Source organism: Kosakonia arachidis, from assembly GCF_900116535.1.
GTDB classification, from domain to species: Bacteria; Pseudomonadota; Gammaproteobacteria; order Enterobacterales; family Enterobacteriaceae; genus Kosakonia; species Kosakonia arachidis.
The window spans coordinates 611,519-629,756 of the sequence record NZ_FPAU01000003.1 but is presented as its reverse complement, the minus strand read 5'-3'; the positions used below and the strand labels follow the sequence as shown (position 1 = coordinate 629,756).

The 18,238-nt window shown below is 52.9% G+C and carries 12 protein-coding genes; 4 read left to right on the top strand and 8 right to left on the bottom strand.

What is annotated here, in order from left to right:
• Positions 1 to 56 precede the first annotated feature (56 nt).
• Complete coding sequence (gene cueO, locus BM427_RS14620; RefSeq protein WP_090122594.1) at positions 57 to 1,667, bottom strand: multicopper oxidase CueO; 1,611 nt, start codon at positions 1,665 to 1,667, stop codon at positions 57 to 59.
• 143 nt (positions 1,668 to 1,810) lie between these two features.
• Here cueO and BM427_RS14615 point away from each other — a divergent pair, with 143 nt between their 5' ends.
• The 3 genes from BM427_RS14615 (at position 1,811) to speD (ending at position 3,929) form a co-directional block, all read left to right on the top strand.
• Positions 1,811 to 2,158 (top strand): YacC family pilotin-like protein, encoded by a 348-nt coding sequence (locus BM427_RS14615; protein ID WP_007373185.1) that lies wholly within the window; start codon positions 1,811 to 1,813, stop codon positions 2,156 to 2,158.
• A 94-nt stretch (positions 2,159 to 2,252) separates the two neighbouring features.
• On the top strand, positions 2,253 to 3,113 hold the full coding sequence (gene speE, locus BM427_RS14610) for a polyamine aminopropyltransferase (protein WP_090122592.1): 861 nt from the start codon (positions 2,253 to 2,255) through the stop codon (positions 3,111 to 3,113).
• A 21-nt stretch (positions 3,114 to 3,134) separates the two neighbouring features.
• The gene (speD, locus tag BM427_RS14605; RefSeq protein ID WP_090122590.1) at positions 3,135 to 3,929 is read left to right on the top strand and encodes an adenosylmethionine decarboxylase; all 795 of its coding nucleotides are present in this window, start codon (positions 3,135 to 3,137) and stop codon (positions 3,927 to 3,929) included.
• A 28-nt stretch (positions 3,930 to 3,957) separates the two neighbouring features.
• Here the strand turns inward: speD and yacL are convergent, their stop codons facing one another.
• The 7 genes from yacL to pdhR all read right to left on the bottom strand — a co-directional run bounded on the left by yacL (position 3,958) and on the right by pdhR (position 16,233).
• Positions 3,958 to 4,320: a protein YacL gene (gene yacL / locus BM427_RS14600; RefSeq protein ID WP_090122589.1), complete on the bottom strand. Its 363-nt coding sequence runs from the start codon at positions 4,318 to 4,320 to the stop codon at positions 3,958 to 3,960.
• 328 nt (positions 4,321 to 4,648) lie between these two features.
• On the bottom strand, positions 4,649 to 7,246 hold the full coding sequence (gene acnB, locus BM427_RS14595) for a bifunctional aconitate hydratase 2/2-methylisocitrate dehydratase (RefSeq protein ID WP_090122588.1): 2,598 nt from the start codon (positions 7,244 to 7,246) through the stop codon (positions 4,649 to 4,651).
• A gap of 268 nt (positions 7,247 to 7,514) precedes the next feature.
• Complete coding sequence (locus BM427_RS14585; protein WP_090122586.1) at positions 7,515 to 8,960, bottom strand: hypothetical protein; 1,446 nt, start codon at positions 8,958 to 8,960, stop codon at positions 7,515 to 7,517.
• Positions 8,961 to 9,116: 156 nt separating this feature from the next.
• Positions 9,117 to 10,541, bottom strand: a complete 1,425-nt coding sequence (gene lpdA, locus BM427_RS14580) for a dihydrolipoyl dehydrogenase (protein ID WP_090122781.1) — start codon at positions 10,539 to 10,541, stop codon at positions 9,117 to 9,119.
• 203 nt (positions 10,542 to 10,744) lie between these two features.
• Positions 10,745 to 12,628: a pyruvate dehydrogenase complex dihydrolipoyllysine-residue acetyltransferase gene (gene aceF, locus BM427_RS14575; RefSeq protein ID WP_090122585.1), complete on the bottom strand. Its 1,884-nt coding sequence runs from the start codon at positions 12,626 to 12,628 to the stop codon at positions 10,745 to 10,747.
• A gap of 14 nt (positions 12,629 to 12,642) precedes the next feature.
• Positions 12,643 to 15,306, bottom strand: coding sequence for a pyruvate dehydrogenase (acetyl-transferring), homodimeric type (aceE, locus tag BM427_RS14570; protein WP_090122584.1), 2,664 nt, complete (start codon positions 15,304 to 15,306; stop codon positions 12,643 to 12,645).
• 162 nt (positions 15,307 to 15,468) lie between these two features.
• Complete coding sequence (gene pdhR, locus BM427_RS14565) at positions 15,469 to 16,233, bottom strand: pyruvate dehydrogenase complex transcriptional repressor PdhR (RefSeq protein WP_090122582.1); 765 nt, start codon at positions 16,231 to 16,233, stop codon at positions 15,469 to 15,471.
• Between the two features lie 531 nt (positions 16,234 to 16,764).
• On the opposite strand from pdhR, the gene aroP reads away from it, so the two are divergent.
• Entirely contained in the window at positions 16,765 to 18,138 is a 1,374-nt protein-coding gene (gene aroP / locus BM427_RS14560) for an aromatic amino acid transporter AroP (protein WP_090122581.1), read from the top strand.
• Positions 18,139 to 18,238 lie beyond the last annotated feature (100 nt).

Genomic DNA, 18,238 nt, shown 5'->3' with positions numbered 1-18,238 from the left:
TAGATCGCGCAAGCCCGGTAAGGAACGCGCAACAGAATGTTTGAAGATATGCATTTTTACACCGTAAACCCTAACATCATGCCGGTGTCCTCATGTTCCAGCAGATGGCAGTGCGCCATATAAGCGTGCTCTTTCGGCGCATCATATTGAAAACGGACTAACACTTCACTGCGCGCGCCATAGACATTAACGGTGTCTTTCCAGCCTGCACGATGTGCGACCGGTGGCTTACCATTCTCCGATAAAATACGGAACTGAGTGCCGTGAATATGGAAGGGATGCAACATCATGTCGCCCTCGCCGGAAATCACCCAGCGCTCATACTCCCCTTTTTTTGCCGCGAAAGCGGGTGTGTTCATATCGAAAGCGTTACCGTTGATGCGGTTGGCATTGTGGAAATCAAACGCCTGCGCGCCGTGATTCATCTGCCCATGATCCATATTCATCATCTGTCCATGATCCATATTCATCATCTTTCCGTGATCCATGTTCATCATCTGACCATGTCCCATTTGCCCGTGATTCATCATCATCCCGGCCATAGCGCCATCGCCATACCTCTTCTGCAACGCCTGCATGCCCAGCATATCGAGCATCGGATCCATCGATAACTGCAACGTCCGCTGCGTTAAGCCTGTCAGCGCAGGTAAATCCGGCACTGAGACCAGCGAATCCGGCAAAGTACCAGAAGCGGTAATCTGTAGCGGTTGAATATGTAACACTGGCTGCGGTTTATCGAACGGTACGACCGTCATCCCCATCTGCTGCACCGGCAGCGTCACGATATCAAAGGGTTTGCCATCGCGCGTATCTACCAGCACTTCAAAACGCTCGCCCATCAACATCGGCAGCTCGCTCACTTTCACCGGTTCACTTAATAAACCGCCATCGCTCGCCACCACATACAACGGGCGTTTATCGCTGGTCGAGAAGTTTAGCGAGCGCGCATTACACCCATTCAGCAAGCGCAGGCGCAGCCAGCCGCGCGGAGCGGCATGTTGCGGATTGATAGCGCCATTGGTCAGCAGTGTATCGCCGAACCAGCCGACCGCGGCGCTCATCACATCCAGCTGATAATCAATCTGCCCCTGCGCGGTAAACCTTTTGTCCTGCACGATAACTGGCACATCATCAATGCCCCACTGCGTCGGCAGCCGCAACTGGCGAATAGCGTCATCTTCTATCAGCACCAGTCCTGCCAGCCCCATCGCAACCTGACGGCCTGTTTTGCCATGCTGATGCGGATGGAACCAGCAGGTCGCGGCCTGCTGCGTGGGGGTAAAAGTAACGGAACGACGACCTCCAGCTTTGATGACGCCCTGCGGCCCGCCATCAACGTCGCCAGGCACAACTACCCCATGCCAGTGTACGGTTGTGTCTTCCGCGAGGGTGTTACGAATATCAACCGTCACCTGCTGTCCCTGACGCAGTTGCAACGCCGGTCCTAACAGTGCGCCGTTGTACCCCCAAGTGGTGGCTTTATTCGTACCAAACAGTGTTTCTCCTGACTGCACCGCCAGCGCGATGCGGCCTTGCGCATCGGCAGTGAGCAGTGGGGGTATCGGCAATGCTGGACGTTCTGCGGCAAACAGCGGGCGGCTCCACAGCGGTAGCGCACTTAGCACGCCCAGCGTGGCGGAATATTTCAAAAAATCTCGGCGTTGCATGGCATTTCCTTATCTGTTGCAGACGATATTTTGAGCATAAACCTTTCCCCTGCCGGAAGGTCAAGAAAAGAGATAATAATAAATATCGTCGCCTTATGCGGACTGTGCTAACGTTTAAATCCCGTTACACCGTGGTAGAAATAATGAAGACGTTTTTCAGAACAGTACTCCTTGGCAGCCTGTTGGCTGTCTCCGTGAACAGTTATGCGCTAAGCGAATCCGAAGCCGAGGACATGGCCGATCTCACGGCAGTGTTTGTTTTTCTGAAAAATGACTGCGGTTATAACAATTTACCCAACGGGCAGATCCGCCGTGCGCTGGTATTTTTTGCCCAGCAAAACCAGTGGGATCTCAGCAACTATGATGCATGGGACATGAAGTCGCTTGGCGAAGATAGCTACCGCGATTTGAGCGGCATTGGCATTCCCACCGCCAAAAAATGCAAAGCGCTGGCCCGCGATTCCTTAAGCCTGCTCGCCTACGTGAAGTAAGCTGTCGCCATGGTTAAACTCTGACCGTGCAACCGCGGACAGAGTTAGCTATTATGTTGCGCCCGTTTCGCGGGTGTTAACAAAGGAGCAACCAATGGCCGACAAAACAATGTGGCAAGAGACGCTGCATAACCATTTTGGTCAGTACTTTGCCGTGGATAAGGTGCTTTATCACGAAAAGACCGATCATCAGGATCTGATCATTTTCGAGAACGCCGCCTTTGGCCGCGTAATGGCGCTGGATGGCGTGGTACAAACCACCGAACGCGACGAATTTATCTACCACGAAATGATGACCCATGTTCCTCTGCTGGCGCACGGCCACGCAAAACATGTGCTGATCATCGGCGGCGGCGACGGCGCAATGCTGCGTGAAGTGACCCGTCACAAAAACATCGCAACCATCACCATGGTTGAAATTGACGCGGGCGTCGTCTCTTTCTGTCGCCAATACCTGCCAAAGCACAACGCGGGCGCGTACGACGATCCGCGTTTCCAGTTAGTGATCGATGACGGCGTCAATTTTGTTAATCAGACCGACAAAACGTTCGACGTGATCATTTCCGACTGTACCGATCCTATTGGTCCCGGCGAGAGCCTGTTCACTTCAGCGTTCTACGAAGGCTGTAAACGATGCCTGAATGCTGGCGGGATCTTTGTCGCACAAAATGGCGTCAGCTTCCTGCAACAGGACGAAGCCGTCGGTAGCCACCGCAAGCTAAGCCACTATTTTAGCGACGTCAGTTTCTACCAGGCCGCAGTACCGACCTATTACGGCGGTATTATGACCTTCGCCTGGGCCACGGATAACGAGGTGTTGCGCCATCTTTCAACCGAGATCATCGCAGCCCGTTTCCGCAATGCCTCACTCACCTGCCGTTACTACAATCCGGCGATTCATACCGCAGCATTCGCTCTGCCACAATATCTGCAAGACGCGCTGTCTGCACTGTGACTCTAAGGGGGGTGATAAAAATTGAAAAAACTTAAACTGCATGGCTTTAACAATCTGACCAAAAGCCTGAGTTTTTGTATCTACGACATCTGCTACGCCAAAACCGCAGAAGAGCGTGACGGCTATATTGCCTACATTGATGAACTCTATAATGCCAACCGTTTGACCGAGATCCTGACGGAAACCTGTAACATCATCGGTGCCAATATCCTGAATATTGCCCGTCAGGATTACGAACCACAGGGCGCAAGCGTCACCATTCTGGTGAGCGAAGAACCGGTCGATCCACAGTCGATAGACAAAACAGAGCACCCCGGTCCGCTGCCAGAAGCGGTGGTGGCGCATCTGGATAAGAGCCACATCTGCGTACATACCTACCCGGAAAGTCATCCGGAAGGCGGCTTGTGTACGTTCCGCGCCGACATTGAAGTGTCCACTTGCGGCGTGATTTCACCGCTGAAAGCGCTGAATTACCTGATCCACCAGCTTGAGTCCGATATTGTCACCGTCGATTATCGTGTTCGCGGCTTTACGCGTGACATTAACGGTATGAAGCACTTTATCGATCATGAGATTAATTCGATTCAGAACTTTATGTCTGATGACATAAAATCGCTGTATGACATGGTGGATGTTAACGTTTATCAGGAAAATATCTTCCATACCAAAATGTTGCTGAAGGAGTTTGACCTGAAGCACTACATGTTCCATACCCGGCCGGAAGATCTGACCCCCGAAGAGCGCCAGGAGATCACCGAAGCGCTGTGGAAAGAGATGCGCGAGATCTACTACGGCCGAAATATCCCGGCCGTGTAACGCGCAAAGGGAGCAAGGAGGCTCCCGGTTAGCGTTGTTTCAGGAATCGACGGTAGGCTGCTACCACCTGCAAAAAGTCTTCCACGCCGCACAGTGAGAGACTCTCTTCATCGTAGTAGCTCATCCCCTCTTCTATCTCATCGCCAGAAAAATCCAGTTGGTTGGCACGAACCATCACTTCTTCGCCATCCAGCCACAGTGTGTATTCATGCCCGGCGCGTTGCCAGGATCGCTCGCTGCCCTTCACCGTTTTTGCCGCCTGCTCAACTTCGTCCAGCAGGGCCAGGTTCTCTTTCACTTCTTCATTGAACCAGTGTCCGACTGCTTCATGCCCCATCGACATGCGCACCTTAATGGCTCCGGTGACATCGCGCAGAAATTCGTAATCCATAGTTGCTTCCTCTTGCAGGCCTGATAACCGCCTATGCAGTAATTATCGCAGCACAATACAAGAAAAACAGCGTAGCGACCGGAAGCGTTGCAAAATATCCGTCTGCCTGCGCGGAAATCACCCGCAGGGCATCCCAGCTATCAGCACCCGATGATCAATCGATTTGAGCCGGACAAACATCGCCACCCACACCCGGTTAATGCGGCACGTAAGTGGCCTGGATTTTTATGGAAATAGCAGGGTTTGAGAAACATTTGCTGCGCTTAAACAAAAGGTATTTGCGCAGTGAGGCAGGAAAAGAAAGCCACCCCGAAGGGTGGCTTGTCAGTCAGACGGCGGTCTGGAAAATTACGCCGTCGGCTTTCTCGGTGTACTGATTAAGCTGGTCGAAGTTCAGGTAACGGTAGGTGTCGACGGCAGTTTTATCTACCTGCGCCATAAAGTTGAGATACTCTTCCGGCGTCGGTAGTTTACCGATCAACGCTGCAACCGCTGCCAGCTCCGCAGAGGCCAGGTAGACGTTTGCACCAGTACCTAAACGGTTCGGGAAGTTACGCGTCGAGGTCGAAACCACCGTTGCACCATCGGCAACACGCGCCTGGTTACCCATACACAGGGAGCAACCCGGGATCTCAATGCGCGCGCCACTCTTACCGAACACGCTATAGTAGCCCTCTTCCGTCAGTTGCGCAGCGTCCATACGGGTTGGCGGTGCCACCCACAGACGGGTCGGCAGCTGGCCTTTATGGCTGTCCAGCAGCTTACCGGCGGCACGGAAGTGTCCGATGTTGGTCATGCAGGAACCGATGAACACTTCATCGATGCTGGCGCCCTGTACGTCGGACAGCAGACGCGCATCATCCGGATCGTTCGGCGCACAGAGGATAGGTTCTTTAATTTCCGCCAGATCGATGTCGATCACCGCCGCATATTCTGCGTCAGCATCGGCTTCCAGCAACTGCGGATCCGCCAGCCATTTTTCCATGCCCTGAACACGACGCTCCAGCGTACGGCGGTCGCCATAGCCTTCTGCAATCATCCACTTCAGCAGCACGATGTTGGAGTTCAGATACTCGACGATTGGCTCTTTGTTCAGCTTGATGGTACAACCGGCAGCAGAACGTTCAGCGGACGCATCGGTAAGTTCAAACGCCTGCTCGACTTTCAGATCCGGCAGACCTTCGATTTCCAGAATGCGACCGGAGAAGATGTTTTTCTTGCCTTTCTTCTCAACGGTCAGCAGACCCTGTTTGATGGCATACAGCGGGATAGCATGCACCAGATCGCGCAGCGTGATGCCCGGCTGCATTTTGCCTTTAAAGCGCACCAGCACCGATTCCGGCATATCCAGCGGCATGACGCCAGTCGCGGCGGCAAATGCCACCAGGCCTGACCCCGCCGGGAAAGAAATGCCGATAGGGAAACGGGTGTGGGAATCACCGCCGGTACCGACCGTATCCGGCAGCAGCATGCGGTTCAGCCAGGAGTGGATCACGCCATCGCCCGGACGGAGGGAAACACCGCCGCGGTTCATAATGAAGTCCGGCAGCGTATGGTGCGTGGTAACGTCAACTGGCTTCGGATAAGCAGCGGTATGGCAGAAGGACTGCATCACAAGATCAGAAGAGAAGCCCAGGCACGCCAGATCTTTCAGCTCGTCACGCGTCATCGGGCCGGTGGTGTCCTGAGAGCCTACGGAGGTCATCTTCGGTTCGCAGTAAGCGCCGGGACGAACCCCGGCCACGCCGCAGGCGCGGCCCACCATTTTCTGCGCCAGCGAGTACCCGCGGCTGCTTTCCGCCACGTCTTTCGCCTGACGGAACACATCGCTGTGTGGCAAGCCCAGCGCTTCACGCGCCTTGGTGGTCAGGCCGCGACCAATAATTAGTGGGATACGGCCACCGGCGCGCACTTCGTCGATCAGCACATCGGTTTTCAGTTCGAAACTGGCCAACAGTTCGCCTGTTTCGTGGTTGCGCACTTCACCTTTGAACGGATAAACGTCGATCACGTCGCCCATGTTCAGGTTATTGACATCCACTTCGATCGGCAACGCACCGGCATCTTCCATGGTGTTGAAGAAGATTGGCGCAATTTTGCCGCCCAGTACCAGACCACCACCGCGTTTGTTCGGCACGAACGGAATGTCGTCGCCCATAAACCACAATACGGAGTTAGTAGCGGATTTACGGGAAGAACCGGTACCCACTACATCGCCAACGTACGCCAGCGGGAAGCCTTTTTTCGCCAGTTGCTCGATCTGTTTGATCGGGCCAACAGCACCCGGTTGATCCGGTTCAATGCCTTCGCGGGCATTTTTCAGCATCGCCAGCGCGTGCAGCGGGATATCCGGGCGCGACCAGGCATCAGGTGCCGGAGAGAGATCATCGGTATTGGTTTCGCCCGTTACCTTGAAGACGGTAACGGTAATTTTTTCCGCCAGAGCCGGACGGTTCAGGAACCACTCGGCATCGGCCCAGGATTGCATCACCTGCTTCGCCCAGGCGTTGCCCGCTTTGGCTTTCTCTTCTACATCGTAGAAGTTATCGAACATCAGCAGAGTATGGGACAGAGCTTTGGCAGCAATCGGTGCCAGTTTGTCGTTATCCAGCGCATCAATCAGCGGATGAATATTGTAACCGCCCTGCATGGTGCCCAGCAGTTCGATAGCTTTCTCAGGGGTGACCAGTGGGGAGGTGGCTTCGCCTTTGGCGACAGCGGCAAGGAAACCCGCTTTGACATAGGCGGCTTCATCAACGCCCGGAGGAACACGGTTGGTCAGCAGATCAATCAGGAATTCTTCTTCGCCAGTAGGCGGGCTTTTCAGCAGCTCGACAAGGCCAGCCATCTGGGTTGCATCTAATGGTTTTGGCGCAATCCCCTCAGCGGCACGTTCAGCTACGTGCTTACGGTATTCTTCTAGCACGACGGTTCTCCTCGCTCTCATTGTCATAATGCGGCAGGCGTTTCTCTTCACGCTCCTGTGAGACAGCAGTTTGTAGGGTAAATCCGCGAACCGCGTCGGGCAGCATATCAGGATTTTCAGGGGGTGTTAATCTGTTTACAAAAAAGCAACATTAAAAATTAGCTGAATCGTTAAGGGCAGAATATTCCAGCAAAAATCAGGTCTTGCAGGAACAGATTACACGTTAGAAACCATGATAAATGGCCCCGAAAGACCACTTATCATTAACCTACATATCATTCAGCAGCTTTTTAAGCGTCTCACGATTGTATTTTTCCGGTGTATTTGTCTCATCCACCAGATCACCCGTCACGTACTTCTTCATCGTCTCCAGATTATTCACCTGCGTCTGGTTGTTGATGCTCGCCAGCAGCCCCTTAGCGTTATAGTTCAGGGTAGTGGTATTCACTTCATCATTTTCCAGCGTGTGGTAAATGTAGTTTTGCGACGTCTTATCTCGATTGAGCGACAACGGAATGGACGGGTCCAGTTGTTGATACCAGGACGCGCTTAAATGGCTATGCGCCGTCTGTTTCACGCTGCGGGAACCGTCGTAGCTTCGGCTCTCCTCAGTGGTTTGTGAGGCCTGATAAGAGAAACTCTCTTTTTCATCTAAACGGGCCGGGTTGATCAATTTCGACGTCTGCGTTAACGAAAGAGAGAAATCATTCAGCCCATTCGACGGAGTACTATTGCCACTGTTGCCACTGTTACCACTGTTGCCACCGTCGGCACGGACCTCAGTACTTTTTCCAGTGACATCAATACCTTCGCTTTGCGGCGTATTTAACGCATGGAACACTGACTTGAGTAGTTCCATCTGGTTTCTGTCACCGTGCCCGGCGATACGCGCTTGATCAAACTGTTTATCGTAGGCGGCCAGCGCGATTTGCTGCGCTATCCGATCGGCAGGATCATTACTGGAGCCGCGATCGCTGGTCATTTTCAGAGAGAAATCAGCATCCTGATAACCCACCCAACTCTCACTGCTGTCAGTATGGAAGTTGAGTGACTGTAAGGAATTATCACCGTTGCGAACATCGGTTTTCAGGTCTACAGATTTCAGCACATTGCTGTTAAATTTCGTTAACTCCGTGATATCGAGTTTAGGCGGTTTTGCGCCCAAACCATTCAGCACCGACTGGAACGCGTTCCCCAATGAGGCCACAGCTTCGGCCTCATCATCATTAAGTTGATTACCTTCAGTTTTGACAGAGACCGCAATACCATCATCCTGCTGGGTCAGCGTGAGATGCACCGTGGAACCTGAGCGAGTCGTGATATCTAAAGAAACGGCTGATTTGCTGTCAGAAGCGGCGCCCGATTCCGTTTGCGTTAATGCTTGTGTTAAATCCCCCCGGTTCTCTTTCAGATTTTCGAGCAGTGCGCTGCCGAGGTTGCTAAATGATGAAACAGAATTCCCACCCATAGCCGTGTGCATCAGATCCTGAATAACCGAATTAGCCTGAGTAGACGCACTGGCGCTGATTTTCTGCGGCGACATGCTGTATATAGCGGCAATAGCCTGCGTCTGGCTGCCAAAAGTGACTTTAGCGGAAGCACTGCCTGCCGCAGGCAAGGTGGCATTACTGCTCACGCGCGGCGTCCCCACTCGGGTGGCGGTCGACAAGTTGGATAACATTGTCGGTAAAGGCAACTTAATACCCGTAACCATGACGATAAACTCCTTATCTCGCCGGGAATGGCCGTAGGCGTTACTATCGGCAAAATCTGCGTAATATTTATACCTCTTGCAGTGTAAAACTCTGTTACCTACCAAAATTGGCGTAAAAAAAACGCCTCCGAAGAGGCGTTTTTTATCTGCGAAAACTTATTTCTTTTTCGCTTTCGGGTTCGGCAGGTCGGTGATACTTCCTTCGAACACTTCTGCGGCCAGGCCAACAGATTCATGCAGCGTCGGGTGCGCGTGAATGGTCAGCGCGATATCTTCCGCGTCGCAACCCATTTCGATCGCCAGACCGATTTCACCCAGCAGCTCGCCACCGTTGGTGCCGACAATCGCGCCACCGATAACGCGATGCGTCTCTTTGTCGAAAATCAGTTTGGTCATACCATCCGCGCAGTCGGAAGCGATAGCACGGCCAGAAGCAGCCCATGGGAAGGTGGCGGTTTCGTAGCTGATGCCTTTCTCTTTCGCTTCTTTCTCTGTCAGACCAACCCATGCAACTTCTGGCTCGGTGTAAGCGATAGACGGGATAACTTTCGGATCGAAGTAGTGTTTCTTACCGGCGATAACTTCAGCGGCCACGTGACCTTCATGCACGCCTTTGTGCGCCAGCATCGGCTGACCGACGATATCGCCGATAGCAAAGATGTGCGGCACGTTGGTGCGCAGCTGTTTGTCAACGCGGATGAAGCCACGTTCGTCCACTTCAACGCCTGCTTTGCCGGCATCAAGATTTTTACCGTTCGGTACACGACCGATAGCCACCAGCACGGCGTCGTAACGCTGCGCTTCAGCAGGGGCTTTTTTGCCTTCCATGGAAACGTAGATACCGTCTTCTTTCGCTTCAACGGCAGTTACTTTGGTTTCCAGCATCAGGTTGAATTTCTTACTGACGCGTTTGGTGAAGACTTTAACGATATCTTTATCTGCTGCCGGGATAACCTGGTCGAACATTTCAACCACGTCGATCTCTGAACCCAGCGCATGGTACACGGTACCCATTTCCAGACCGATAATACCGCCGCCCATCACCAGCATACGGTTCGGTACGGATTTCAGCTCCAGCGCATCGGTGGAATCCCATACGCGCGGATCTTCGTGCGGAATGAACGGCAACTGAATCGGACGGGAACCCGCCGCGATAATAGCGTTGTCGAAGTTGATCACGGTTTTGCCGTTTTCGCCTTCAACCTCCAGGGTGTTCGCCCCGGTGAATTTACCCAGACCGGTGACCACTTTCACTTTACGGCCTTTCGCCATACCCGACAGACCACCGGTCAGTTGGGTGATCACTTTCTCTTTCCAGGTACGGATTTTGTCGATATCGGTTTTCGGCTCGCCGAAGACGATACCGTGTTCAGCCAGCGCTTTGGCTTCTTCGATAACTTTTGCTACGTGCAGCAGCGCTTTAGAAGGGATACAACCTACGTTCAGACAAACACCGCCGAGGGTGCTGTAACGTTCAACGATGACGGTTTCCAGACCTAAATCAGCGCAACGGAAGGCAGCAGAGTAACCTGCCGGGCCTGCCCCAAGTACCACGACCTGAGTTTTGATTTCAGTACTCATCATGACCTCTTATTGATTTCCGGCGGTCAGGGGTACTTCGTGTCGCCCTTCATCCACCGGGACGTTCTATCCGCTCGCAGTTTACAAAAATGTTAACAAATTTGAAACAACAAACGGCAAACGATTTGTCCTTTGCCCCTGATAACCCCAAAAGCCCAATGAGATTATCAGAAAAAAGCCGGCCGTAAGGCCGGCTTTCTCGATTACATCACCAGACGGCGGATGTCCGACAGCATGTTGTTGATGATGGTGATAAAGCGCGCACCATCCGCACCGTCAATCACACGGTGGTCGAAGGAGAGCGAAATCGGCATCATCAGGCGCGGCACGAACTCTTTACCGTTCCAGACTGGCTCCATTGCAGATTTGGAGACGCCCAGGATAGCCACTTCCGGCGCATTCACAATCGGCGCGAAGTGGGTGGTGCCCAGGCCGCCGATGCTGGAGATAGTGAAGCAACCACCCTGCATTTCGCCAGCGGTCAGCTTGCCATCACGCGCTTTTTTGGAGATAACAGTCAGTTCGCGGGACAGCTCGGTAATGCTCTTCTTGTTCACGTCTTTAAAGACCGGAACAACCAGACCATTCGGCGTATCTACCGCAACACCGATGTTGATGTATTTTTTCAGCGTCAGCTTCTGACCATCTTCAGACAGAGAACTGTTGAAGCGTGGCATTTGCTCAAGCGCCGCAGCAACGGCTTTCATGATGAAGACAACCGGGGTAAATTTCACGTCCAGTTTACGCTTCTCAGCTTCGGCGTTTTGCTGTTTACGGAACGCTTCCAGATCGGTGATATCGGTTTTATCGAAGTGCGTAACGTGCGGGATCATCACCCAGTTACGGCTCAGGTTAGCACCTGAGATTTTCTGGATACGGCCCAGCTCCACTTCTTCGATTTCACCAAACTTGCTGAAATCCACTTTCGGCCACGGCAGCAGGCCTGGCAGAGAACCACCGGTTGCACCAGCGGCAGGCGCGGATTCAGCGCGTTTGATCGCCTCTTTTACGTAAGCCTGAACGTCTTCGCGCAGGATGCGACCTTTACGGCCGGTGCCTTTCACTTTCGCCAGGTTAACACCGAATTCACGCGCCAGGCGGCGGATCAGCGGTGTCGCGTGAACGTAAGCGTCGTTTTCAGCAAAGTCGGATGTGCCTTCAGCTTTCGCCGGAGCCGGTGCAGCGGCCGGTTTTGCCGCCTGAGCAGCAGGAGCCGGAGCAGCCGCAGCTGGAGCGGCGGCAGGTGCTGCGCCTTCTACTTCAAACACCATGATCAGAGAGCCGGTGGAAACTTTATCGCCCACGTTCACTTTCAGCTCTTTAACCGTACCGGCGAACGGTGCCGGAACTTCCATAGACGCTTTGTCGCCCTCTACGGTGATCAATGACTGTTCAGCAGAGACTTTATCGCCCACTTTTACCAGCACTTCGGTCACTTCAACTTCGTCACCGCCGATATCCGGTACGTTAACCTCTTTCGGACCAGAAGCTGCTGCTGGCGCGCTTGCCGCAGCCGGAGCTGCCGCCTGTGCCGGAGCCGCTGCCGGTGCAGCGCCTGCAACTTCGAAGATCATGATCAAAGAACCGGTGGAGACTTTGTCGCCGGTATTGATTTTGATCTCTTTAACCGTACCGGCGAACGGCGCCGGTACTTCCATAGAGGCTTTGTCGCCTTCTACGGTGATCAGCGACTGTTCAGCCGCAACGGTGTCGCCGACTTTAACCAGGATCTCGGTCACTTCAACTTCGTCGCCGCCAATATCCGGTACGTTAACTTCTTTGGCAGCCGCAGCAGCAGCCGGCGCCGCTTCTTTCTTCTCTTCAGCCTTAGCAGGTGCAGCGGCTGCTGCACCCTCGGCGGAATCGAAAATCATGATCAGTTTACCCGTCTCGGTTTTATCGCCAACAGAGACTTTGATCTCTTTAACGATACCAGCCTGCGGAGACGGGACTTCCATAGAGGCTTTATCGCCCTCTACGGTGATCAGCGACTGTTCAGCTTCAACTTTGTCGCCCACTTTGACCAGGATCTCGGTGATTTCAACTTCATCAGCCCCGATGTCCGGTACATTGATTTCGATAGCCATTATCTCTTTACCTCTTACGCCAGACGCGGGTTAACTTTTTCTGCATCGATGTTGAATTTGGTGATTGCTTCCGCCACCACTTTCTTGTCGATTTCGCCACGTTTAGCCAGTTCGCCCAGTGCTGCTACCACCACATAAGAAGCATCAACTTCGAAGTGGTGACGCAGGTTTTCGCGGCTATCGGAACGACCGAAGCCATCAGTACCCAGTACGCGGTAATCATCAGCCGGTACGTAAGTACGAACCTGCTCAGCGAACAGTTTCATATAATCAGTCGATGCCACTGCCGGCGCGTCGTTCATCACCTGAGCGATGTACGGAACGCGCGGAGTTTCCAGCGGGTGCAGCATGTTCCAGCGCTCACAATCCTGGCCATCACGCGCCAGTTCAGTGAAGGAGGTGACGCTGTACACGTCAGAGCCCACACCGTAGTCGTTCGCCAGGATCTGCGCGGCTTCACGCACGTGACGCAGAATAGAGCCTGACCCCAGCAACTGAACTTTACCTTTGCTACCTGCAACGGTTTCGAGTTTGTAGATACCTTTACGGATACCTTCCTCTGCACCTTCCGGCATTGCCGGCATGTGGTAGTTTTCGTTCAGCGTGGTGATGTAATAGTAAACATTCTCTTGTTTCTCACCGTACATACGCTCCAGACCGTCATGCATGATGACAGCAACTTCGTACGCGTAAGCCGGATCGTAAGAGATACAGTTCGGGATAGTCAGCGACTGAATGTGGCTGTGGCCATCTTCGTGTTGCAGACCTTCGCCGTTCAACGTTGTACGACCAGAAGTCCCACCTACCAGGAAGCCGCGAGCCTGCTGGTCGCCCGCCTGCCAGCACAGGTCGCCGATACGCTGGAACCCGAACATGGAGTAGTAGATGTAGAACGGGATCATCGGCAAGTTGTTGGTGCTGTAAGAGGTCGCAGCCGCCAGCCAGGATGCACCAGCACCCAGTTCGTTGATACCTTCCTGCAGGATCTGACCTTTTTCGTCTTCTTTGTAGTAAGCAACCTGCTCACGGTCCTGCGGGGTGTACTGCTGGCCGTTCGGGCTGTAAATACCAATCTGACGGAACAGACCTTCCATACCGAAAGTACGCGCTTCGTCGGCGATGATCGGAACCAGTCGATCTTTGATCGATTTGTTCTTCAGCATCACGTTCAGGGCACGAACGAAAGCGATAGTGGTAGAGATCTCTTTGTTCTGCTCTTCCAGCAACTGAGAGAAATCAGACAGCGCAGGCAGTTCCAGCTTCTCGGTGAATTTAGGCTGACGAGACGGCAGGTAGCCTTTCAGCGCCTGGCGACGTTCGTGGAGGTATTTGTACTCTTCAGAACCTTCCGGGAAGGTCAGGTAAGAGAGGTTTTCAACCTGCTCATCGGTTACCGGAACATTAAAACGGTCGCGGATATAACGCACGCCGTCCATATTCATTTTCTTAACCTGGTGCGCGATGTTTTTACCTTCCGCGGTATCACCCATGCCGTAACCTTTAATGGTATGGGCCAGGATTACAGTCGCTTTACCTTTGGTTTCACGCGCTTTTTTCAGTGCAGCGTAGATTTTCTTCGGATCATGACCACCACGGTTCAGCGCCCAGATCTGCTCGTCAGTCCAGTCTGCAACCAGCGCTGCGGTTTCCGGATATTTACCGAAGAAGTGCTCACGAACGTAGGCGCCGTCTTTGGATTTGAAGGTCTGGTAATCGCCGTCAACGGTTTCGTTCATCAGTTGGATCAGTTTACCGCTGGTATCTTTACGCAGCAGCTCGTCCCAACGGGAACCCCACATCACCTTGATTACGTTCCAGCCAGCACCGGCAAAGATGCCTTCCAGTTCGTTGATGATTTTACCGTTACCGGTGACCGGGCCATCCAGACGTTGCAGGTTACAGTTGATGATGAAGCACAGGTTGTCCAGTTTTTCACGGGTGGCGATAGTGATCGCACCTTTGGATTCCGGCTCATCCATCTCGCCATCGCCGAGGAAAGCGTAAACAGTTTGTTCAGAAGTATCTTTCAGGCCACGGTGTTCCAGATATTTCAGGAACTTCGCCTGGTAGATCGCACCAATCGGGCCCAGGCCCATGGATACGGTCGGGAACTGCCAGAATTCCGGCATCAGTTTCGGGTGCGGATAAGATGACAGGCCCTTGCCGTGCACTTCCTGACGGAAGTTGTTCATCTGCTCTTCAGTCAAACGACCTTCGACGAACGCACGCGCGTAGATACCCGGAGAGATGTGGCCCTGGAAGTAAACCAGATCACCGCCATCTTTCTCATTACGGGCGCGGAAAAAGTGGTTGAAGCAAACTTCATAGACGGTCGCAGAAGACTGGAAGGACGCCATGTGGCCGCCCAGCTCAAGGTCTTTTTTAGAGGCACGCAGAACCGTCATGATTGCGTTCCAGCGGATAGCTGAACGAATACGTCTTTCCAGTTCCAGATTGCCAGGGTATTCCGGCTCATCTTCAACGGCAATAGTGTTTATATAGTTGCTCGCCCCTGTGCCAGCTGCCACTTTCACACCGCCTTTGCGGGCTTCAGAAAGGAGCTGGTCAATCAGATACTGAGCACGCTCAACACCTTCTTCACGGATGACCGATTCGATCGCCTGTTGCCAGTCACGAGTTTCGATCGGATCCACGTCATTTTGGAAACGTTCTGACATGGGGGGTATTCCTTATCTATCTAATACGTTGATTTGTCTGGAACCTGTCCCATTGAGCCCTTCGGGAAAGACGCAATAAGACAGGTTCTGTGTTTAGTTGCCGCGCTCTAAAGTTTGGCGCTGGTGTTACAACTCTTCTGGCACAAACGGCACCAGAAAATCTTAATTCTTTCTCTGCTCTAAACGCCGTAGCGAGCGTTCACGCCGGCTCTGCTCACGGCTTCTGTCCAGCAAAATCTCTTCGATAAACGCCAGGTGGCGGTGTGACGCTTCACGCGCCTCTTCCGGCTGCCCGGCCATGATCGCCGCGAAAATACTTGAGCGATGGTTACTGACCAGAGGGAGCATCTCCCGGCGTGCGTACAGCAATTCGAAGTTCTGCCGGACGTTTTGCGCCAACATGGGCTCCATGCAGCGTAGCAAATGGAGCAGCACGACATTGTGGGCCGCTTCGGTTACGGCAATTTGATACTGCACAACAGCGCTGGACTCCGCGTCCAAATCCCCGGACTGCTGCGCCAGTTCAATCGCATGGTGCAGCTCGCTGATACGCGCTTTGTCTTCATCTGTGCTGCGCAGCGCTGCGTAATAAGCCGCTATGCCTTCTAGCGCATGGCGGGTTTCAAGCAGGTCAAATTGGGATTCGGGATGATCGTTGAGCAGCTCTACCAGCGGATCGCTGAAGCTCTGCCACAGACTGCTCTGGACAAAAGTCCCGCCACCCTGGCGACGAAGGAGCAGACCTTTCGCTTCGAGGCGCTGAATGGCCTCGCGCAGTGAAGGACGAGAAACATCGAACTGTTTCGCCAGTTCGCGCTCTGGAGGAAGTTTTTCACCGGGACGTAAGGTCCCTTCGAGAATCAAAAACTCCAGTTGCTGCTCAATCACATCGGAGAGTTTTGGTTGGCGGATTTTGCTGTAGGCCATGGTTCCCTGTCTCTGCCATTCGCCGGAGTAAATTGGTCTTACCAATTTCACGTTCTTGACGCTAAAGTAACAAAGTATTCACCTCCTGTCCATACAGGTTTTGATTGAAATCAGGAAACCACGCACATTTTAACAATCATACAGAAATGACGTTTCAAAGATGTAACCTTGTACAAATGTCCCATTTACCACGAAAGAGGCAGTTTTAACTTTTATGAAACGCTGACTAAGGCATTTGAACCGATTCAGTTGATTCATTTTTGGTTTTTTATGCAATTAAACTGCATAAAAACAAAGTAAATGTTCGAGAAGGGGGTAGTTGGGGTACTGGCAAACGGTTTCTTTTTCATCAGTCGTCATCATCACTTCACAAAGCAGATGCATTCACGCCCACTTACCACTATTCTTGGCACTACGAAAGAGCCCGACGAAAAATAACGTCGGCAATTCGTAAAAAATAAAATACAAAAATGGAATTTATTCCTTACACGCAAACGACAGCGTAAACATAATAACCACACACGAGGTTTCATGATGGAAGGTCAACAGCACGGCGATCAGCTAAAGCGCGGCCTTAAGAACCGCCATATTCAGCTTATTGCGCTGGGTGGCGCTATTGGGACTGGCCTTTTTCTGGGCAGCGCATCGGTCATTCAATCCGCCGGTCCCGGTATTATTCTGGGCTACGCCATTGCAGGTTTTATCGCTTTTCTGATCATGCGCCAGTTGGGCGAAATGGTCGTAGAAGAGCCGGTAGCTGGTTCATTTAGCCACTTTGCTTACAAATATTGGGGTGGCTTTGCCGGTTTTGCTTCTGGCTGGAACTACTGGGTGCTGTATGTGCTGGTGGCGATGGCGGAACTGACTGCGGTCGGGAAATATATTCAGTTCTGGTGGCCGGAAATCCCGACATGGGTTTCTGCTGCGGCCTTTTTTGTCGTCATTAACGCCATCAACCTGACCAACGTGAAAGTGTTTGGTGAGATGGAGTTCTGGTTTGCCATTATTAAAGTATTCGCGGTTGTCGCCATGATCATTTTCGGCGGCTGGCTGCTGTTCAGCGATAGCGCTGGCCCGCAGGCGACTGTACGTAACCTGTGGGAACAGGGCGGCTTCCTGCCGCATGGTATCAGTGGATTGGTGATGATGATGGCGATCATTATGTTCTCGTTTGGTGGCCTTGAGCTGGTGGGGATCACCGCCGCAGAGGCCGATAATCCGGAACAGAGCATTCCAAAAGCCACCAACCAGGTTATCTATCGTATCCTGATTTTCTATGTTGGCTCACTGGCGGTGCTGCTCTCGCTAATGCCCTGGACTCGCGTAACGGCAGATACCAGCCCGTTTGTGCTGATTTTCCACGAACTGGGTGACTCCTTCGTCGCCAACGCGCTGAACGTTGTGGTGCTGACTGCCGCCCTCTCTGTTTATAACAGTTGCGTTTACTGCAATAGCCGTATGCTGTTTGGTCTGGCGAAGCAGGGCAATGCGCCAAAAATCCTGCAAAAAGTTGATAAACGTGGTGTCCCGGTGAACACCATCCTGACTTCCGCGCTCTTTACCGCGCTGTGCGTGCTGATCAACTACTTCGCACCTGAATCGGCATTCGGTCTGCTGATGGCGCTGGTGGTTTCCGCTCTGGTAATTAACTGGGCGATGATCAGCCTGGCGCATATGCGTTTCCGTCGCGCGAAACAGTTGCAGGGCGTGACGCCTCGCTTCCCGGCGCTGTTCTATCCGCTGGGCAACTGGATCTGCCTGCTGTTTATGGCCGCAGTGCTGGTGATCATGCTGATGACACCTGGCATGGGAATTTCGGTCTATCTGATCCCGGTATGGATTGCTGTGCTGGGTGTCGGCTACCTGTTCAAACAGAAAAGTGCAAAAACCGTAAAAGCCAGTTAATCCTTGTCTGCCCCCCCCTCTCTGCCCAGGAGAGGGGGGCTACCGCAACGTTATCCAGGTTTCGTTCCGATGCTGGTTGACCTATTTTTGCAGCCGATGC